At 33.5% G+C, this 21,063-nt stretch carries 20 protein-coding genes; all 20 read left to right on the top strand.

Features of this window, described 5'->3' with window-relative positions:
* Positions 1 to 156: 156 nt before the first annotated feature.
* The 20 genes from R2Q16_RS14240 to R2Q16_RS14145 all read left to right on the top strand — a co-directional run bounded on the left by R2Q16_RS14240 (position 157) and on the right by R2Q16_RS14145 (position 20,930).
* Positions 157 to 1,428, top strand: coding sequence for a nucleotide sugar dehydrogenase (locus R2Q16_RS14240; RefSeq protein ID WP_316737889.1), 1,272 nt, complete (start codon positions 157 to 159; stop codon positions 1,426 to 1,428).
* A gap of 868 nt (positions 1,429 to 2,296) precedes the next feature.
* Positions 2,297 to 3,448, top strand: a complete 1,152-nt coding sequence (gene gmd, locus R2Q16_RS14235) for a GDP-mannose 4,6-dehydratase (RefSeq protein WP_316737888.1) — start codon at positions 2,297 to 2,299, stop codon at positions 3,446 to 3,448.
* Between the two features lie 35 nt (positions 3,449 to 3,483).
* A complete protein-coding gene (locus tag R2Q16_RS14230) occupies positions 3,484 to 6,075 on the top strand; it encodes an SLBB domain-containing protein (protein WP_316737887.1) in 2,592 nt (863 codons plus the stop codon).
* 46 nt (positions 6,076 to 6,121) lie between these two features.
* The gene (locus R2Q16_RS14225; RefSeq protein ID WP_316737886.1) at positions 6,122 to 7,216 is read left to right on the top strand and encodes a lipopolysaccharide biosynthesis protein; all 1,095 of its coding nucleotides are present in this window, start codon (positions 6,122 to 6,124) and stop codon (positions 7,214 to 7,216) included.
* 2 nt (positions 7,217 to 7,218) lie between these two features.
* Positions 7,219 to 7,623 carry an FdtA/QdtA family cupin domain-containing protein gene (locus R2Q16_RS14220; RefSeq protein WP_316737885.1) on the top strand — a complete coding sequence of 135 codons (405 nt, stop codon included), beginning with the start codon at positions 7,219 to 7,221 and terminating at the stop codon, positions 7,621 to 7,623.
* On the top strand, positions 7,616 to 8,038 hold the full coding sequence (locus R2Q16_RS14215; protein ID WP_316737883.1) for an FdtA/QdtA family cupin domain-containing protein: 423 nt from the start codon (positions 7,616 to 7,618) through the stop codon (positions 8,036 to 8,038). The genes R2Q16_RS14220 and R2Q16_RS14215 overlap by 8 nt, the downstream gene beginning before the upstream one ends.
* Positions 8,019 to 8,570 carry a GNAT family N-acetyltransferase gene (locus R2Q16_RS14210; protein ID WP_316737882.1) on the top strand — a complete coding sequence of 184 codons (552 nt, stop codon included), beginning with the start codon at positions 8,019 to 8,021 and terminating at the stop codon, positions 8,568 to 8,570. Before R2Q16_RS14215 ends, R2Q16_RS14210 begins: the two co-directional genes overlap by 20 nt.
* Positions 8,560 to 8,787, top strand: a complete 228-nt coding sequence (locus tag R2Q16_RS14205; RefSeq protein ID WP_316737881.1) for a phosphopantetheine-binding protein — start codon at positions 8,560 to 8,562, stop codon at positions 8,785 to 8,787. Before R2Q16_RS14210 ends, R2Q16_RS14205 begins: the two co-directional genes overlap by 11 nt.
* Position 8,788: 1 nt before the next feature.
* Positions 8,789 to 9,793: a ketoacyl-ACP synthase III gene (locus R2Q16_RS14200; protein ID WP_316737879.1), complete on the top strand. Its 1,005-nt coding sequence runs from the start codon at positions 8,789 to 8,791 to the stop codon at positions 9,791 to 9,793.
* A gap of 4 nt (positions 9,794 to 9,797) precedes the next feature.
* A complete protein-coding gene (locus R2Q16_RS14195) occupies positions 9,798 to 10,898 on the top strand; it encodes a DegT/DnrJ/EryC1/StrS family aminotransferase (protein ID WP_316737878.1) in 1,101 nt (366 codons plus the stop codon).
* A gap of 2 nt (positions 10,899 to 10,900) precedes the next feature.
* Complete coding sequence (locus R2Q16_RS14190) at positions 10,901 to 11,602, top strand: hypothetical protein (RefSeq protein ID WP_316737876.1); 702 nt, start codon at positions 10,901 to 10,903, stop codon at positions 11,600 to 11,602.
* 9 nt (positions 11,603 to 11,611) lie between these two features.
* Positions 11,612 to 12,871, top strand: a complete 1,260-nt coding sequence (locus tag R2Q16_RS14185) for an O-antigen translocase (RefSeq protein ID WP_316737874.1) — start codon at positions 11,612 to 11,614, stop codon at positions 12,869 to 12,871.
* A 4-nt stretch (positions 12,872 to 12,875) separates the two neighbouring features.
* Positions 12,876 to 13,841 (top strand): glycosyltransferase, encoded by a 966-nt coding sequence (locus tag R2Q16_RS14180; RefSeq protein ID WP_316737872.1) that lies wholly within the window; start codon positions 12,876 to 12,878, stop codon positions 13,839 to 13,841.
* Position 13,842: 1 nt separating this feature from the next.
* The gene (locus tag R2Q16_RS14175; protein ID WP_316737871.1) at positions 13,843 to 14,871 is read left to right on the top strand and encodes a glycosyltransferase; all 1,029 of its coding nucleotides are present in this window, start codon (positions 13,843 to 13,845) and stop codon (positions 14,869 to 14,871) included.
* Positions 14,849 to 15,928 (top strand): hypothetical protein, encoded by a 1,080-nt coding sequence (locus R2Q16_RS14170; RefSeq protein WP_316737870.1) that lies wholly within the window; start codon positions 14,849 to 14,851, stop codon positions 15,926 to 15,928. The genes R2Q16_RS14175 and R2Q16_RS14170 overlap by 23 nt, the downstream gene beginning before the upstream one ends.
* On the top strand, positions 15,925 to 16,959 hold the full coding sequence (locus R2Q16_RS14165) for a glycosyltransferase family 1 protein (RefSeq protein ID WP_316737869.1): 1,035 nt from the start codon (positions 15,925 to 15,927) through the stop codon (positions 16,957 to 16,959). Before R2Q16_RS14170 ends, R2Q16_RS14165 begins: the two co-directional genes overlap by 4 nt.
* A gap of 12 nt (positions 16,960 to 16,971) precedes the next feature.
* A complete protein-coding gene (locus tag R2Q16_RS14160) occupies positions 16,972 to 17,799 on the top strand; it encodes a glycosyltransferase family 2 protein (RefSeq protein ID WP_316737868.1) in 828 nt (275 codons plus the stop codon).
* Positions 17,796 to 18,686, top strand: a complete 891-nt coding sequence (locus R2Q16_RS14155; protein WP_316737866.1) for an NAD-dependent epimerase/dehydratase family protein — start codon at positions 17,796 to 17,798, stop codon at positions 18,684 to 18,686. The genes R2Q16_RS14160 and R2Q16_RS14155 overlap by 4 nt, the downstream gene beginning before the upstream one ends.
* Positions 18,687 to 18,688: 2 nt before the next feature.
* Complete coding sequence (locus R2Q16_RS14150) at positions 18,689 to 19,813, top strand: mannose-1-phosphate guanylyltransferase (protein ID WP_316737865.1); 1,125 nt, start codon at positions 18,689 to 18,691, stop codon at positions 19,811 to 19,813.
* Between the two features lie 121 nt (positions 19,814 to 19,934).
* Positions 19,935 to 20,930, top strand: coding sequence for a glycosyltransferase family 4 protein (locus R2Q16_RS14145; RefSeq protein WP_316737863.1), 996 nt, complete (start codon positions 19,935 to 19,937; stop codon positions 20,928 to 20,930).
* Positions 20,931 to 21,063: the final 133 nt, after the last annotated feature.

Genomic DNA, 21,063 nt, shown 5'->3' with positions numbered 1-21,063 from the left:
TGAAAAATGATTTTGCCTGCGGATTTTTTGCTATAAATTTTAGCTAAGATTGATAGACGTTCTCGTATGGGTCAGATTTCAAAATAGAATAAGCAATGGGTTTATACCGGATAGTACCGCTTTTTTTGTTTAAACCTATATATTTGCCTTCAACAAATGGATAGAAACAAGCGAATTGCAATTATTGGATTAGGTTACGTTGGTTTGCCACTGGCAATCGAATTTTCCAAAAAGTACACAGTTGTGGGCTTCGATATCAACGAAGCAAGAGTACAGGAATTGCAAGACGGGCATGACTACACCAGGGAAGCAAATCTCGAAGAACTGCATGCAGCAGTTAATTCTAATGGAATTAAATTCAGCAGCAACCTGCCAGATATAAGTGATTGTACAATTTATATCGTTACCGTTCCTACACCTATTGATGGCCTGAAACAACCAGATTTAACACCATTGTTATCTGCTTCCAAAATGTTAGGCATTGTGTTAAAGCCGGGCGATACGGTTATTTACGAATCTACGGTTTATCCGGGTTGTACCGAAGAAGATTGTGTACCTGTCTTAGAAAAAATTTCAGGTTTAAAGTATAATATAGATTTCTTTTGCGGCTATTCGCCCGAGCGCATTAATCCAGGTGATAAAATTAATACCCTAACTAAAATTAAGAAAGTAACTTCTGGCTCTACCCCCGAAATTGCTATTGAAATTAATAATTTATACGCCAGTATCATAACCGCAGGTACTCACCTCGCACCCAGTATTAAGGTTGCCGAAGCTTCCAAAGCGATTGAAAACGCACAACGTGATGTTAACATATCTTTTGTAAATGAGCTGGCCTTAATTTTTGATAAAATGGGTATCGATACCAGTGATGTGTTAGCCGCTGCAGCCACCAAATGGAATTTTTTGAACTATAAACCCGGTTTAGTTGGCGGCCATTGCATAGGTGTAGACCCTTATTACCTGGCCCATAAATCTGAAGCATTGGGCTATAAGCCAGAAGTAATTTTATCAGGGCGAAGGGTAAACGATAATATGGGCACCTTTGTAGCCAACAAGGTGATTAAAATGATGGTGGCCAATGATAAAGTCATCAAAAATGCCAGGGTTTTGATATTAGGCTTTGCCTTTAAAGAAAACTGCCCTGATATCAGGAATACACGCGTAATTGATATTTATAAAGAACTAAAATCATTCTCTGTTGAGGTAGATGTTTATGACCCATGGGCCGAAAGAGCGGTGGTTAAAAAGGAACACGGCTTCGAGCTCCTTAATGAACTTCATAGCCTTAACTACGATGCGCTTATATTGGCGGTTGCCCATCATCAATTCATCGATTTAGATTATCAATCTGCAAAAGCTAATAAGTGCATTATATTCGATACCAAATCCTTTATAAATCGTGAGTTTGTTGATGCAAGATTGTAATCTTATATTCTAATTCTTTATTACTTATCACGTTATCTTTTGGCAAAAGATTTACATTTAATCATTAATTGATTATATTTGTGTTAACCAGGGATTAATCAATCCAAATTTCTATTCCAAAAAATCAAGGCTTCAGCTCCACCCCAAGTCCACGTCTAATCCACCATTAGTCCACCTTAAGTCCACCCCCCTAAACCTTATTGATTGCACCTGATAGGGGCTTCATTCGGAGCTTGTTCGAAATTCGGTTACTTTTTTCGAAGAAGTTACGAACAAGGTGCGAACATGAAGGCATGAAGGGTTTTTGTTAAGCGGTTTAATTAAGGTGATGCTGAAATAAATTCAGAATGAAAAAGAGAATGGCTTACAACCACCCACCTTTAGGCACCACCCGAACAGTCGGCATTTTTCCCCTCAGATTTGAATAAGCCATCCCCAATCCTCATAATCCCCAATTTAAGAAAAAAACAATTGTCATGCTAAGCGTAGTCGAAGAACAGATTGTTCTTCTTCAGGAAATTCAAAAAGGCCTTCAACTACGCTCAGACTGACAGTATTTGTAATAAGTTAAGGGGTATTACCCCCCAACCTCCCGAATGGTCGGGATAAAATCCTACAAAGGAGATGGGTAGCGATGTGCCTAAGAAAATACGAAGATTTTGGCGAGGTATTGTAGGGCCTCGTAAATAATCAAAGGCTAAATAAATTTGATTGAACGACAAACATTAACATTATCTTTTTATGCATTTTATATAGGCTTAATAAGTCAATTCTCAAAGGTTTTGAACAAAATTTTAGATAATTTTCAATTTTATTACGCAGAAATTATTATGTATGTTTGCAGGCTTAACGTCTATGAATTAATAATATGAAAGTTGCTCTTATTACCGGTATTACCGGTCAGGATGGTGCCTATTTAGCGGAGTTTTTGCTAAAGAAAGGCTATTTTGTTCATGGTATCAAAAGAAGAAGTTCGCTATTTAATACCGATAGGATCGACCATTTGTATCAAGATCAACATGAAAACAACGTTCATTTTAAATTGCATTATGGCGATTTAACCGATTCAACCAACCTCATACGCATTATTCAGGAAACGCAACCAGATGAGATTTATAATCTTGGAGCGATGAGTCACGTTAAGGTTTCATTTGATTCTCCAGAATATGTGGCGAATGTAGACGGTATTGGTACATTAAGAATCCTGGAAGCGGTGAGGATTTTAGGTTTGGAAAAGAAAACCAGAATCTATCAGGCCTCTACTTCTGAATTGTATGGAGGTATGCCCGAGAACAAAAACGATAAGGGCTTTTATGATGAAAATTCACCGTTTTACCCTCGTTCCCCATATGGCGTAGCTAAAATTTATGGTTTCTGGATTACAAAAAACTATCGTGAAGCTTACAACATGTTTGCTTGTAATGGGATTTTGTTTAACCACGAAAGTCCGTTAAGGGGCGAAACATTTGTGACCCGTAAAATCACCAGGGCAGCTACTAAAATTGCGCTAGGTCTTCAGGATTCTTTGTATTTAGGTAACCTTTCTGCACAGAGGGATTGGGGGCATGCAAAGGATTACATCGAAGCCATGTGGTTAATCTTACAACAAGAGCAGGCAGAAGATTATGTAATTGCTACTGGAGTAACCACAACTGTTCGTGATTTTGTACGAATGACTTTCGCCGAACTTGGCATAGAAATTGAGTTTTCGGGCAAAGATGAAAATGAAAAAGGGGTAATTATTAATGTTGAAGAAGAAAAGGCGCTTGCATTGGGTTTGAATCTGAATAATTTGAAGCCAGGACAAACCATTGTAAAAGTTGATCCAAAATATTACCGCCCAACTGAAGTAGATTTACTACTGGGCGACCCTACAAAGTCAAAAACCAAACTGGGTTGGGCACCTAAATACGATTTACCTGCTTTAGTTAAAGATATGGTACTTTCAGATCTTCATTTGATGAAAAAAGATGAATACCTTAAACAAGGAGGCTTTAAAACCTTAAATTATTTTGAATAACCGTGTTGCAATGTTTGCAGTACAATAATATACATATGAAACAAAAAATAGTTCTTTTACTATCTCTAATCGTTCTAACCTTATTTACCAGTAATTTAGTTTCGGCACAAAGTAATTTCGCTAACCAAAAAGTTGATGAATTATCTGATGCGCAAATTAAACAGCTCATGCAAAGGGCCGAGTCTTTAGGTTATAGCGATGCTCAATTGGAGCAGATGGCGGCAGCACAAGGCATGAAGCAGGAAGAAATTTCTAAACTACGTGCCAGAGTTGAAAAAATCAGAAAAGGGGGAACAGCTGCGCCTGCGGTTAAATCTTCAGGAACCAGTAATGGAGCATCTTCAGGAAGTGCTAACCGACAATATGTTGGAGGGAACGATAGCACATCAACTACGCAGCCTACAAAGCAAGAATTAATCGATAAAGCATTTGATGATTTAAAGCCAAAAATATTTGGTTCAGAATTATTCAGAAATAACAACATTACCTTCGAGCCAAATTTAAGAATGGCAACACCTGCAGGCTATGTAATTGGACCGGATGACCAGTTGTTAATTGATGTAACAGGCGATAATGAAGCCAATTATGATTTAAAGGTTAGCCCGGATGGTGCAATACGAATAGAATACGTGGGCTTGGTTAAAGTTGGTGGTTTAAGCATCGAAGAAGCCCGTTCAAAAATAAGAAGTTTAATGTCTGGTACTTATCCGGCATTACGTTCAGGCAGAACGAAACTAGCGATTAACCTTGGTAATATTCGTGGGATTAAAGTGGTGTTGAACGGACAGGTAACCAAGCCAGGTACTTATACTTTAAGTTCTTTATCAAGTGTGTTTAATGCGCTATACGCTGCTGGTGGACCGAACCAAAACGGTTCTTACCGTAAAATTCAAGTGGTTAGAAGCAACAAAGTTGTGGCTACTGTAGACTTTTACGATTTAATCATTAACGGTATGCAACGTGGAAATATCCGCTTGCAAGATCAGGATGTGATTAATGTTCCGGTTTATGAAAATAGGGTAGAGCTTGTAGGTGAAGTAAAGAACCCGGCAATTTTTGAAACACTAAAAGGCGAAAGCTTTCAGGATGTATTAGATTTCGCAGGTGGTTTCTCAAATATCGCTTATCAATCTGCTGTTAAGGTTTTCCAGAATACTTCAAGAGAGCGAAAAATAACGGATATATTCGCTAATAACTTCGCAACATACATCCCAAAAAATGGGGATAAGTTTTTTGTAGAACCGATTTTAGATCGTTTCGAAAACAGGGTGGAGATTAGTGGTGCAGTTTTCAGACCAGGCTATTTTGAATTGGAAAAAGGCATGACCTTAAAGCAATTAATCTTAAAAGCTGATGGATTAAAAGAGGATGCTTTCATGAGTCGCGGTTACATTAATAGATTGAACTCAGATAATACTTTAGCCTTAGAACCATTTGATGTGGCAGCGATTATGAATGGTAGTCAATCGGATATTCTATTAAAAAGAGAAGATAAAATTACTATTTCCTCAATTTTTGATTTGAGGGATGAATATAAGGTAACGGTACAAGGTGAAGTTAGACAACCAGACCAATTCCGTTATGCCGAGAACATGAGCCTAGAAGATGCTATACAAATGGCAGGTGGATTTAAAGAAGGTGCTTCACCAAGCCGTATCGAGATTTCTAGGCGTGTGCGTAATAGTGATCTTCAATCAAAGGCAGCAAGTACAGCCAATGTATTCACGATTAACATTGATAGAAACTTAAAGCTAGTATCCGATACGACCTTCAAATTGCAACCTTATGATATTGTTTCCGTTCGAAGTGCAGAAGGTTATGTAGTTCAAAAACAGGTTAAAATTGAGGGAGAAGTGTTATATCCCGGAACTTATACCATTAAAAGTAAGGATGAGAGAATTTCAGATTTAGTAAAAAGAGCAGGCGGATTAACGGCATTAGCCTACTCTGATGGTGCATCTTTAAAGAGATCTGGAAGAGATACAACGCTATTTAAAAGTCAGAAAGATTCTTTACAAAAGGAATTACAAATGAAAAGAGCACAATTTGGTGCCAGTTATTCTGATACTGATTTGCTTACAGATAGATCAGCGATTGACAAGAAACAGGAAGAAAGAGCAAGAATTCAAAATTTACAGCGTTTAACACAATCGGGTGTTGATACGACCTCATTCAGCAGACAGGCAGAAATTATCGCTTCTGATATGGTTGGTATAGATTTAACTAAAATTTTAGAATCACCTGGTAAACGTTTTGACTTATTGTTAGAAGATGGAGACGTGATAAAAGTACCTAAACAGCTACAAACCGTGAAAGTTACGGGGGAGGTGTTGAATCCGAATAATATAGTATTCAAAGCAGGTAAAAGTTTCAAAAACTATATAAACGGCGCCGGAGGTTTTACCGCCAATGCATTAAAAGGCAGAGCTTATGTGAAATATGCCAATGGTTCTGTGGAAGGAGCAAGAAGTTTCTTGTTTTTTAATAACTACCCTAAAATTAAACCAGGTGCAGAGATTTTGGTGCCTAAAAGGGCAGAAAGAGAGCGTATATCTGCACAGGCTTGGATTGGAATCGGTACAGGATTGGCTTCACTAGGAGCTATCATTGTGAGTTTGTTGAGATAACCTATTCTGTAAACATAAGACATTACTTTCTTTTAACATTATCCATATGACATTTCGAAATGATACCAATGAATTAGAATCCACAACTCAAGAGATATCAATCAAAGAATTACTATTAAAAACACTGGAACTGTGGAACTATTTAAAAACAAAATGGGCTAAAGTTTTTTTTATTAGTATTTTAGGTTCTGTAATAGGCCTCACTTATGCTTTAATAACAAAGCCTGTTTTTTTAGCAACAACCATCTTCGCTTTAGAGGACGACAAATCAAGTAGTAGAATTGGAAGTTTGGCTGGTTTGGCTTCAATGGCAGGTGTTGACATTGGAGGTAGTGGAGGAGGTATATTTGAAGGAGAAAATATCTTGCAACTTTATACTTCTAGAAGCATGATAGAGAAAACGTTGCTATCTGATGTGATTGTAAAGAATAAAAAACAATTATTGTTGGATTACTTTATCAATATAAATAATTGGAAAGATAAATGGAAAAATAAATCAGTTTTAACAAACTTCAAGTTTTCAGCTTCTGCTCATTTTAATCAATTAGATCAAAGATTTCAAGATAGCGTTTTAATGATAGCTATAAGTGAAATTAACAAGAAAAATTTGACTGTATCAAAACCAGATAAAAAATTGAGTATTGTTCGGGTTGATGTAAAATCAAAAGATGAATTTTTCGCAAAAAGTTTCAATGACGAGCTTGTAAAAAATGTAAATCAATTTTATATAAATACAAAAACAAGAAAATCGTTGCATAATATTGAGATTCTTCAACACAAAACAGATTCAGTTAGATATGTAATGAACGGTGCGATTTTTAATGCTGTATCTGTGACAGATGCAACACCAAATTTGAATCCGACAAAACAAGTAATTAGAATTGCACCTATGCAAAAGGCTCAGTTTTCAGCCGAAACAAATAAAGCAATATTGGCAGAAATGGTTAAAAACTTAGAGATTAGTAAAATGAGTTTGCTAAAAGAGACACCATTAATTCAAGTAATAGATTCTCCAATTTATCCGCTTGAAGAGAATAAAGTTAGCAAGGTTAAGGCTGTCATTATTGGAGGAGTTTTATTGGGTTTTTTTGCCTTAATATTTTTTATAGTCAAAAGGTTTTTTAGCATAATTTTAAATTAAATATGAGTTTAGAACTTGTACAACTTCTTGAATTTCCAAAAATAATAGATGAACGTGGTAATTTATCATTTTTAGAAGAAGGTGCCCATTTACCTTTTTTAATAAAAAGGACTTATTGGATTTATGATGTGCCTGGAGGTGAGGAACGAGGAGGTCATAGTTATTTTGAGAATGAAGAATTGATAATCGCACTTTCTGGAAGTTTTGATGTTATAGTTAGTGATGGTATTAGCAGGCGTATATTTTCTTTAAATAGGTCATATTATGGATTATACGTTCCTGCTGGAATTTGGCGACAAATGGGTAACTTTTCTACAAACTCTTTAGCTTTCATAGCTGCATCTACAGCATATAATGAAAGTGATTATGAAAGGGATTTAAATAACTTCAAAAAAAAAAATGAGTAATATTTACAATTGTAATGTAATAGAGCTGGAAAAAATTCATAATAGAGCTGGAAACATTACTCCAGTAACCGGTTTAGTGAATATTCCATTCAATATTAGAAGGATTTACTACCTTTATGATGTACCTGGCGGAGAAGTTAGAGGTGGTCATGCCCATTACGAACTGCAGCAACTGATTATTGCAGCAAGTGGTAGTTTTGACGTGATACTAGATGATGGGAGGAATAAAAAATCTATCACTTTAAATAGGCCAAATTTTGGATTATTAATTACGCCAGGAATTTGGAGAGATTTGGTTAATTTTTCTTCTGGAGCCGTATTACTTGTATTAGCATCTTTACCTTACGATGAGAAGGACTATATTAGAAATTATGATAAATTCATAAAATATAAAAATGAACAATCAATTATTTAAAAATATTATAGCGAGATATGGTTTAAGGCTTAGATTAATTGAACCAGACGATGCTTCTTTTGTTTTAGAACTCAGAAATGACCAAACCTTATCAAGGTTTTTATCGAAAACTAGTAATAATTTACAGGATCAGGTTAATTGGATTAAGAGTTATAAAGAAAGGGAGATGCAGGGTAAGGAATATTATTTTATTGCTTCCGATAATGATGATAAGTTATTAGGTACTACTAGAATCTCTGAGCTTGATGGCTGTTGCTTTGAATTAGGGAGTTGGTTGTTTTCGCGAGATGCACAAGACGGAGCTGCTATTATTGCTGATATTATAACTAGAGAAATTGGATTTGATACATTAGGATTTAATTGTTGTAAGTTTAATGTACGTAAGGAAAATAAAAGTGTATTAAAGTATCATTTAAATTTCGGCCCAAGTATTGTTGATGAAACAGATATTGATACTTTCTTCAAACTAGACAAGGAAAACTTTAATAAAAATAAATATAAATTCTTAAAATTTTATACCAATGGAAATTAGTCAATTTGTTAAGTTATTTGCATTACAATTTGAAGATTCTGAAATGTCAAACATTGATACAACGACAGAATTTAAAAAGTTAGAAACTTGGGATTCGCTTACGGCATTTTCAGTACAGTCGATGATTGAAGATGAATTAAAAATAAATATAACTACTGAAGAATTAAAATCGAGTAAAACTGTTTTAGATTTATTCCAATTGATTCAATCAAAATAGTATGGGGGCATATATTCAGGGTATTTCTTATTATCTGCCTAAAAGTGCATTAAATAATGATTCACTTAATCAAGCTTTTCCTGAATGGTCAGCAGATAAAATATCATCTAAGACTGGTATTTTTGAAAGGAGGATAGCCAATGAAAACGAGTTTTCTAGTGATATGGCTGTTAAGGCTTCGGAGGCTCTTTTTAATGAATTCAATATTAAAAGATCTGATATTGATTTTATTTTACTGTGCACTCAAAGTCCTGATTATTTTTTGCCCACTACGGCTTGTATTGTACAAGATAAACTAGGCATTAATACTTCTGCCGGAGCTCTGGATTTTAATTTGGGGTGTTCAGGATATATTTATGGATTAAGCTTAGCTAAGGGCTTAATAAAAGCCGATATTGCCAAGAATGTTTTGCTAATAACATCAGAGACCTATTCAAAGTTCATTAATCATCAGGATAAAGGAAATAGGACATTATTTGGTGATGCTGCTTCTGCTACATTAATTAGTTCTAGAGTGGGGCTGTGTAGCATTGAAGAATTTGTTTTAGGAACAGATGGAAAAGGTGCAGAAAATTTGATTGTTAAAAATGGAGCAGCAAAAAATAGATTTGAAACTGGGGTTGATGAATATGATGAAACCGGATGGATCAGAAATGATAGTAACTTATTTATGAATGGTGGTGAAATATTTTCTTTTACCTCTAAGGCTGTTCCAGAAATGGTTGATCAAATTTTAAAAAAAACTAGTTTAACTTTACCGAATATAGATTTATTTGTTTTCCATCAAGCAAATAAATTTATGTTAAATCATATCCGAAAGAAAATAGATATACCAGAGGATAAATTCTTTTTATTTTTGGAGAAGTGCGGGAATACAGTTTCTTCAACTATTCCTATTGCATTAAGTGAGGCTATCAAAACAAGCCGAATAAAGAAAACGAATAAGGTTTTGCTTGCAGGATTTGGGGTTGGTTACTCATGGGGAAGTACCATATTACAATTTTAAGATAATGATTAAATTTTTAGATTTAAAAAAAATAAACGAAACCTATCGAGATAGGTTTAAGGAAGCATTTAACCGTGTTTTAGATTCTGGATGGTATATAATGGGCAATGAGTTGACAAAATTTGAGAATGAATTTGCTAACTATTGTAAAGTAAGGCATGCTATAGGTGTAGCTAATGGTTTGGATGCGCTAATTCTGATTATACGTGCATATAAAGAATTAGGGGTTTTTAAGGATGGAGACGAAATTATTGTTCCAGCGAATACTTATATTGCTAGTATATTGGCAATCTCTGCCAATAACTTAGTTCCGGTTTTAGTTGAGCCAAATTTACAAAGTTATAACATCGATTCTAACTTGGTTGAACTTCATATTACATCAAATACAGTTGCAATTTTACCTGTTCATCTGTATGGTCAGCTTGCAGACATGAATAGCATTGTTAAGATAGCAGCTAAATATAATTTGAAAATCATTGAAGATTGTGCGCAAGCCCACGGTGCTAAAGATAAAAATGGACAGATAGCTGGAAGTTTTGGTGATGCAGCAGGCTTTAGCTTTTATCCGGGTAAAAACTTAGGAGCTTTAGGCGATGCTGGGGCAATTACAACCAATGATGATAAGTTGGCTAGTACTTTAAAAGCGTTATTAAACTATGGCTCTCATAAAAAATATAAAAATCTCTTTAAAGGAGTTAACAGTAGATTGGACGAGCTGCAAGCTGCGTTTCTTTCAGTTAAGTTGGCATGTCTGGATGAAGAAACTGAAATTAAAAGAAGGGTTGCAAATCGGTATTTAAAAGAAATTAATAATCCAGAGATTATACTGCCAGAGGTTAATCATCAAGACGGGCATGTATGGCATCTTTTTGTTATCAGAACGAATGACAGAGAAAAACTTCAAAAATATCTTGATGATAATGGTATTCAGACAGTTATTCATTATCCAATACCTCCGCATAAACAAGATGCCTATTTGGAACTTAATCAGTTATCATTACCCGTATCTGAGTTAATTCATAATCAAGTGTTGTCATTACCGTTAAGCTCTGTATTAACGGAAAATGAGGTTAGCGAAGTTATAATGGCTTTGAATAGATATTGAAAATGCTGAAGGCAATAAAGAACAAGGTTAAGCAGCATCGAAATCTGAAATTTTTTCTTAAATCTCCAATAAATTTTTTTTATTCGGTTATTTTAACACTATTTTACGTAGATAAGTATAGCTGTTTTCCTGCATTTGAAATTAATGGAAACGTTAACTTCAAATTATTAAAGAAAAAAGGTGCTTATTTACAAATTAATGGACGATTGACCTTAGAACAATGGCTTTACGGGAAAGAGCAGATACTTTTATCACTAAATGAAAACTCTAACATTATTATTGAAAATGATTTTACAATAGGAAATGGTGTTAGAATTTTCGTCGATAAAAACGCAAAACTTATAATCAAAGGGAAACAATCTGAAACTGCCTCCGGAATAACTGCTAATTCAATCATTATGGTTAGAAAGTTTATTGAAATTGGTTATGATTGTATCATCGCATGGGATACATTTATAACCGATTGTGACTGGCACGGTATTGAGGGAAAAGCCCATATTGCTACAACTATAGTTGGCGATCACGTTTGGGTCGGAGTTGGAGTCAAAGTACTTAAAGGTGTAATAATTGGTAGTAATTCAGTGGTAACAACTTTATCTGTTCTGGTGGGTAAAAAATTTCCTTCACAAGCAATGATTAGTGGAAATCCAGCAAATGTTTTGAAGGTGGGAATTCCAAATTGGAATAGAGAAATGAATAGTTAAAAAGTTATTTTGAAATTAATTAAAACAACGATTTTTTCGTCGATTATTACTATAATAAAAATTGCTTCAGGATTTGTTGCGAGTAAGATTGTTGCAATTTTCACTGGTCCTGGAGGTGTTGCAATTGTTGGGGCTTTTGGTAATTTTATAACTATTGCTCTCACTTTCGCTAATGGAGCCATAAATACGGGTATTGTAAAGTATACGGCAGAATATGGCCAAAATCAGCAAAAAATTAAAAAGCTATTTAGTACTTCGCTTAGAATCTCTGTTGTATGCTCACTTGTTTTGGGCTTGATATTGTTATTGTCTTCAGAGTATATTTCCAGTTGGATTTTTGGGATTACTAAATATTCACCTATAGTAAAAGTATTAGGTATTACTATTCTTTTTTACTCATTAAATTCCTTATTAATTTCGATTTTAAACGGGAGGGGAGAATTAAGAACTTTTACAGTAGTTAACACCATCGGGAGTATTATTGGTTTAATTTTTACAGTTTGCCTTGTTTATTTTTTTAAGTTGAATGGAGCACTTTATGCATTAGTGTTAGCACAATCGGTTGTTTTTTTTATCACCACTTTTTTAGTAATTAGACGACCTTGGTTTGAATGGGGGTATTTCAGTGAAAAAATTGATTGGAAAATTTTAAAAAATCTATCAAAATTCAGTTTAATGGCAATCGTTTCGGCTATCACAGTGCCTGTGTCTCAGATTATTTTAAGAAATCTAATTATTAATAATTTGGGTGTCGATTCGGCAGGCTATTGGCAAGGCATTTTAAAAATTTCAGATGGATACCTCCTTATAATAACAACATCATTAAGTACTTATTATTTGCCAAAGCTGAGTGCCTTAAAATCTGAAATCGATATTCGTAAAGAAATTTTTTATACTCTCAAAATAGTCACACCAGCAGTCCTTGTTGGATGTGTTGCTATATATATATCAAGAAGCTTAATTATAAAAACTCTTTATACCGCTGAATTTCAAGAAATGGAATCATTGTTTCTTTGGCAGCTGGTCGGGGATTTTTTTAAAATGATCGCTTGGGTAATAGGCTATATTATGATTGCAAAAGCAATGACAAAAATGTATGTCATTACAGATATCATTTTTAATTTTCTGTATGTTGTGTCAGGTTTTTTATTTATCCATCGTTTTGGGCTTATAGGATCAACTTTTGCATTCACATTTACCTATTTAATTTATCTTATTACTATGGTTATTCTGTTTAAAAGAATTCTTTTTAGTAAAAAACTTATATAATTTCATGAAAACTGCCGTTGTTTTAATATCATATAATCAAGAAAACTTTATAACTGACGCACTTGAAGGCATAAGATTGCAAACTGTTACGCCAGATGAGGTCATAATTGCGGATGATTGCTCAAAAGACCAAACCCAACAGATTATTGAAAACTATGTTCAAAAGTATCAACTTCAAGAAAAATGGACTTTATTATTTAATAAAACGAATAAGGGTATAAATTTAAATCTTCAAAATGGAATAGATCATACATCTTCTGAAATCCTGATCGTTATGAGCGGTGATGATATATCACTACCTAATCGAATAGAGGTTGCCCTAGAGTTATTTAAGCAATATCCAAATCTTCATATTGTAAGTACTAGCATAGATAAAATCGATGAAAATAGAAACATCGTTGGTGAATTATCTTACATGAATGAAATAATTGATGACGCTAAGAAAGTTATAAAGGCAGGCATGCCTAATGTTTTTCCCGTTGGACAAAATTGGAGAAGAAGTATTTTTGATAAGTTTGGAAAGTTACCTCACACTGTTCCAAATGAGGATGATCAGATTACTTTTAGGGCAATCATTGACGGAGGTATTTTTTGTAGTAGTCAAAAAACGATACTATACAGGGTTCACTCAAAATCAGCTAGTTCTTGGTTAAGAAATAATCAAAGCGATGCTGAGTATTTTATTCGATTTACTGCTGATATGGATGTGCGAAAAAAACATATGGAACTTTGGATAAATGCACTTTCAGCAATAAATAGGCCTGACAGACAGAGTTTGATTAAGCTGGTTGAGAAGAAAATAAGCTTATATAGTATGCTAGGTAAGCTGGAAGATTATCCAATTGTTAAGCGCATCAGTTACTTGTTTACCCATTTTAACGCAACAGGTGCAAGAGAAAAATTTTATATAGTTTTTGGTAAAACAGGAGTTTTATATTGGAGAAAATTAAAAAGATTACTTGGTAGATGATATGAAGAAAGTAGCATTTTTAATATGTAGCGATACTATTGGTGGCCATGAGTTTCAATCATTAGAATTTGCAAAAACAGCAAGTCGCTACGCAGAGGTGACAGTAATTTTTAATAATAGAAGGCAATACGATCTGATAAATCACAGCGAAATAAAGAAACTAGAACTTTCTAATTTTTTTAAATATGGGAATTTTATCTATCAATATTTCATTGGGTTTGTAAATTTCTTCAAATTAAGACATCTTTTAGTTGAGTACGATCAAATTATTGTGTGCGCAGGAACAGTTGAGGCAGGGATAAGCACTGGAATCGCTTTATGGAGTGAAAAAATACATATATATGTTCCGATGTTTGTTGACCGTGAATTATTGTGGGGCAAAATTGGAATGATTTATAATACAATTTCACATTTGTTTACACTTCCTTATAAATCTGTCGTGACAATTAATGAATTTCAAGCTAAGCTGTTTGATTACAAGCGAGTTTCAATTCTTCCAAATTATGTATCAGAAATTTCAGGTAAAATTAATATAAAAACAGGTAAAAAGCGCTTATATTTTATTGGTAGATTTGAGAACCAAAAGAGGCTATTGGAACTAATAAGCTGGTTGGACAATGAGCAAAATCCTTATGATGAATTTGTTTTAGTTGGTGATGGATCTGAAAAACATTTGCTTACTCAAAAAGCCAACACTGTATCTAATATTCGGATTACTTTCAAGGGTTGGCTTAATAGGGCGGAGCAAGAGGATACTTTTACTGCTGACGATACATTCATACTGAATAGTGCATACGAAGGTGACCCCTTAGTTATAAGAGAAGCAAATAACAGATGTTCAACAGTAATCGCAAGAGATATAATTGGTGTTATGGGTTGTACCCACGAATCAAATCGATACAAAAATCAAAAAGAATTAATTGAATTATTAAAAAAATCTTATAATAATCTACTTCCTAAATATAGAAATTTACCCGTCAATGAAATTGAAATTTTAAGAAATGAGATTGTCAGAGAAATATTCATTTAGTTATAGTAAAATAGTTCTAATTGGGCTTGCTTTTTTATATTTTATCTTGCCCGTCACTCTACAGTCTTTAGTAGGAGAGGATTTTTATATTTTTTCTAAATATCAATTTTTAGTATCTGATAGATCTATACTTTTTTTTATTCTTCTAATTATATTATTGTCTTTTCTAGCAAAAAAAATAAAAAAAACAGCAATTGGCTTAAAAATTCATCCATCTAAGGGTATATTAATATTGGCCGTATCCTTAAATTTTGTATATCTGCTAATTGTCTTAATAAGAGGTATATTGTTGCGGCAACAAGGACTGGCCAGGGAAGATTTATTAGGTATTATAAGCTCTCAATTAATACCTGGTTATGGTTACTTTCTTCTTCTTTCTTTTGTAGCACTTCTTCAACTAAAGGAGAAAAAGTTTTTATTTTTATTTATTTTAATTGCATTTGGTATTGATATAATCTACCAAGGAAAAATATTTGTTACTAATGCCTTAATGTTATCTATGTTTTACATTGATAATATAAAATTAAAATTTTCCTTATTGAGGATTTCCTTAATAGGGTTAAGTGGGTTAGCTTTTCTTGTTGTAATCTTTGTTATTAGAAGTATTGCTACGGATGGCGAAGCAGGTGATTTGACAAGCGTTTATACATCCTTTTCTGAGTTTATGGGTGTAAATGCGACTGTAGGTTGGTCTTATGAGTTTAATAAACAAGGAATGCCTGCTTCCTATTTTAATTATGATCCTGTTCTACAAAAATATTACTTATCATCGGTAGGACATGGATTAGCTATTAGTCCAGTTGCTTATTTTACTGGGAATTTTGGAGATAGTTATTTGGTTGCTATCATAGCATATTTTTTAATTATCTACCTAATATTTTATTATTCCTCAAAGATTATTGGTAGATATGCATTTTTTGTATTAATGTATAATTTTATTCATCTTTTGAGGCATGGTCCGGATATTTTTTTATACAAATGTATTTTGCAGATAATGTTTTTAATAGTTGTTATCGCAATCTTAAAAAGTTTTGAAAAGAAATTAGTTAAAGCATGATTGGAATAGACTGTAGATTGATTGATACAAAGAATAACTCAGGTATTTCAAGATATACCGAATTTCTTATAGAATATTATATATCCAAATACGCAGACGACAAAATTGTTTTAATAACAAATGATGCATCGTTTAATTATAAAAATTGTAGAATACATTTCACTAAACTAAGGCCTTATGGTATCTTAGATTTTTTATTTTTTAACAGGGAAATTGCTAAAATTGGAATTTCATACTTTCATTCTCCATTTTACTCAAGTTTTTTTTTCAAAGTACCTGGTGTAAAAAGCATCGTCACAGTACACGACTTAATGTATAAGTTGGTTCCTGATTTTTTTGGGAAAAATACTTTCATTAACTTCACAAAAATTAAATATTTTGATTTTATTGTTTACACTTCATTGAAAAATGCAGATCTAGTTATTTCAATATCACAAACAACAAAATCAGATGTTAAAAAACTATATGGAATCGATTCTATCCACATTCCTGAAGACTCACATCTAAATGTGATTGCCGATACTAATATTCTAAAAAGATTTAGCCTTACAAAGAACAAATATTTCTTTTACTGCGGTAATTCTAGACCACATAAAAATATTGATTTTGTTATTGATGCCTTTAATGACAATCCATATATAGGTAACTTAGTTTTAGCAGGAAAATCTCATGCGAGTTCAGACAATGTTCTGGCAGTTGGAGTTGTAACTGATGCGGAACTTCTAGCACTTTATGAAAATTCAATAGCCTTTATATTCCCATCTAAGTATGAAGGATTCGGACTGCCAATTTTAGAAGCTCTACATGCTAAAACTAAAGTAGTGGCGTCAAAAATTTCAGCATTTTTGGAATTTGATAGCCTAAACATTTACTTTTTTAATTATGATGATACTAGTGAATTTATAGTCGCTTTAAGAAACGCAACAAATGGTAAATTCATTAACGATGCTGAAGTTTTGCAAAGGTATAGTAAAGAAAATATTTACAAATTAAATGATACCGCATTTACAAGGTTTCTTGCGGATATATAAGAATAACCAATTATGACAGAAGTTACTGCATGCATTGTTCTATATAATAATGATATTGAAATTCTTGCTAAAGCTATAAGTAGTTTTTTGAGTACAGATATTAATGTTAAATTATATTTAATTGATAACTCTCCGACGAGTTGTCTTAAGAAATTGTCAAAAGACAACAGAATTGAATATATTCATAACCCGTCTAATCCTGGATTTGGTGCTGCACACAATATTGCTATAAAAAATGCTATAAAAGATAATGGCAAATACCATCTAGTTTTAAACCCAGATGTTTATTATGATGATGGGGTTTTAGAGGGATTAATATCGTACATGGAGGGTAATGATAACGTTGGAAATATAATGCCCAAAGTTTTGTATCCAGATGGCAGTATTCAATATCTTTGTAAATTGTTGCCAACACCTTATGATTGGATTGGGCGAAGATTTAATCCATTTAAAAAAGCGGTTATGAGAAGAAATGAGGTTTTTGAGCTTAAGTTTACTGGATATAATAAAGTAATGGAAGTTCCTTATCTTTCAGGCTGTTTTATGTTTTTAAGGCTAGATGCGCTAAAAAATATCGGTTTATTTGATGATGGCATATTTATGTATGGGGAGGAAACGGATTTGTGTAGAAGATTAATTGATGGAGGTTATAAGACAATTTTTTATCCGAAACTACAAATTTATCACCATTTTGAGAAGGGTTCGCATAAGTCTTGGAGACTTACAAAAATAGGCATGCAATCGGCAGTTTATTATTTTAATAAGTGGGGATGGTTTTTTGATAAGAGAAGGAGTGAAATTAATTCGCAAATACTTGCTAAATTAGAATACAAGAAATGAAAGTATTATTAACTGGTGCCACAGGTTTTTTAGGTAATTATATTTATTCACATCAAATCAAGCAAAATAAAGTAATTACAATCTCAAGGTCAGGCTCAAATATTAACGTCGATTTAGCAGAGCGAATACCTAATATACCTGCTGTAGACTTAGTTATTCATTGTGCTGGTAAAGCTCATTCAGTGCCAAAAACCTTAGCCAATGAAAAAGTTTTTTTTGATGTTAATTTAAAGGGAACAGCAAACCTACTTAGTGGTATAGAGAACAATGAAGAATTACCTCAGGCCTTTGTATTTATTAGCTCTGTTGCAGTATATGGTTGTGATACGGGTAAAATGATTAATGAAGATCATCCTTTAAATGCTACAGACCCGTATGGGAAAAGTAAGATTCAAGCTGAAGAACTAATTAAAAATTGGTGTGTCAAAAATAAAGTGACTTGTGTAATATTGCGTTTGCCACTTTTAGTTGGAGACAATCCGCCAGGAAATTTAGGAGCAATGATAAAGGGAATTGAAAGAGGTTATTATATCAATATTGGGGGTGGTAAAGCAAAAAAAAGTATGGTTTTTGCTGAGGATGTAGCGAAAATAATCGAATTAGTTGCTAAAGTTGGAGGAGTTTATAACCTTACCGATGGATATCATCCATCTTTTGCCGAGCTTTCAAATGCTATATCAATTAAATTAAATAAAAAAAAACCTTTCAACATCCCGATTTGGATCGCTAAAATTTTATCTGTTTTTGGCAATGCGTTAGGTAGTAAGGCTCCTATTAATACAGCAAAACTAAATAAAATAGTCTCAGACTTAACTTTTGATGATAGTAAAGCAAGACAAAACCTGAATTGGAAACCATCTGCTATTTTGAATAATTTTAATATATAATAATGGCGAGGCGAAATATTAATGTTCTAATTATGGCCGGGGGCGTAGGCTCCCGCTTTTGGCCTAAAAGCCGTAATCACTTTCCTAAACAATTTATTGATATTTTAGGTTTAGGGAAATCATTATTGCAACTCACTTATGAACGCTTTCTAAAAATTTGCCCCAATGAGCAGATTTACATTTTAACCAATGCAGACTATGCTGGTTTGGTAAAAGAACAACTTCCTGAAGTTTTGCGTAAAAATATCTTGTTAGAGCCAAGTAGAAATAATACAGCACCCTGTATCGCTTATGCCAGTTATAAAATAGCAAAAGCTAATCCGCAGGCAAATATAGTCGTTGCACCTTCCGATCATTTGATTTTAAAAGAAGAAGAATTTTTGGCTAAAGTTAGTCAAGCCCTGGCCTTTACTGAATTCAATGATGCCTTGTTAACCTTGGGTATCAGTCCAACTCGTCCTGATACAGGTTATGGATATATAAAGTATTGCGATGAGCAGGGAGCAAGGAATAAGGAGCAAGGAATAAAGAGCAAAGCGCTGAGAGAAGAGATAAAGAAAGTAACGGCTTTTATGGAGAAGCCTTCGCTTGAAAAAGCACAGGCATATTTGCAAAGTGGCGATTATGTTTGGAATGCAGGTATTTTCATTTGGTCGGCTCAGGCGATTAAAGATGCTTTCCAAAACTATGCCCCGGAAATCGCCTCTTTATTTGAAAAAGGGAATGAATTGTATAATACCGATAAAGAAGCAGAATTTATTTCAGAAAACTACCCTAAATCCCCAAATATTTCTATTGATTATGCCATACTGGAAAAAGCAGAAAATGTTTACACGATACCAGCGGATATCGGTTGGTCTGACTTAGGGACCTGGACATCGCTTCATGCCGTTGCAGAAAAAGATGAACAAAATAACGCCATCAGCTGTGCACATTTGAATCTTTCAGAAACTGAAAACTGTTTAATTCAATTACCGAAGGATAAGGCTGCGGTAATAAAAGGATTGTCTAATTATATAGTTGTTGATGATGGTAAAGTTTTGTTAATCTATCCAAAGTCTGATGAACAGGAAATTAAACAAGTGGCTTTAGAAATGGTTAATCAATTTGGGAAAGAATATAAATAGTAGAAGCACACAATTTATTGTGTGCTTCTACTATTTCCATAACCTTGCAAGTTTCTTATCTATCTGAGCTTAGCAATACATTGCACATAAAATTTCTTTATATTCGCCATTCCAAAGAATTATGACACCAATTTTTGCATGCACTGTCCTTGCGGCACTCTTTATTTTAGAGCTTAGTTACTTTAAGATTGCAGACCATTTCAATATTATAGATAAGCCTAATGCCAGAAGCTCTCATCAAAGCATCACGCTTAGAGGCGGTGGCGTTATTTTTTGCTTAGCCGGATTAATTTATTTTATATTCTCAGGTTTTGAATACCCATACTTTATCGCTGGTTTGATGGCCATAGCGGCAATTAGTTTTATCGATGATGTACTCACGTTGAATAATAAAATACGATTAAGCATCCATTTGATTTCAGTATTACTGATGTTCCAGCAATGGAACCTTTTTGAATTCAGTTGGTATTGGATCCCCATAGCCTTGGTATTTGTAATTGGGACCATCAACGCTTATAATTTTATGGATGGTATTAATGGCATAACGGGTTCTTATAGTCTATTGGCTATTGCTTCGCTTTATTACATCAATAATTATGTTGTACAATTCACCTCAACTGATCTGCTCTTCGTTATTGGTTTGTCGTTATTGGTATTTAACTTTTTTAATTTTAGAAAAAAGGCAAAGTGTTTTGCGGGAGATGTTGGGAGCGTAAGTATTGCATTCATCATTGTTTTTCTAATCGGGCAATTGATTATACAAACGGGCAATTTTAGCTATATCATTCTATTGTTGATTTATGGCTTAGACGCTGTTATAACTATATTTTTTAGAGTAATTCGTAAAGAAAATATTTTCAAGGCACATCGCAGCCATTTTTATCAATACCTTGCTAACGAGAGAAAATGGCCTCATTTGATGGTTTCAGGTTTGTACTCGGTAATACAGCTATCGGTTAATGTTTTTATTATTTTTTTAATACAGGATTCTTATTTTCTTGCAATTGTATTGATTTTTGTATTTGCAGTATTATTTACTGGTATTCGATTTGCATTAGAGGGCAAGAAAAAATTAGTTGGTTCGTCCTTCGACTTCGCTCAGGATGACAGCGAATGATGTTTAGTTGATTTGAGATTCCTAAGCAGGCTATTATAAAGAAACAATAATGATGGAATTTTAATCGTTTTAAGAATAACGTAATTGTATTAAAATATTAAATTCACGAGTAGAAATATTATATTTATCTTTA

Source organism: Pedobacter aquatilis (assembly GCF_032678425.1).
Lineage (GTDB): Bacteria > Bacteroidota > Bacteroidia > Sphingobacteriales > Sphingobacteriaceae > Pedobacter > Pedobacter aquatilis_B.
This window is presented reverse-complemented; position numbering and strand designations above follow the sequence as displayed.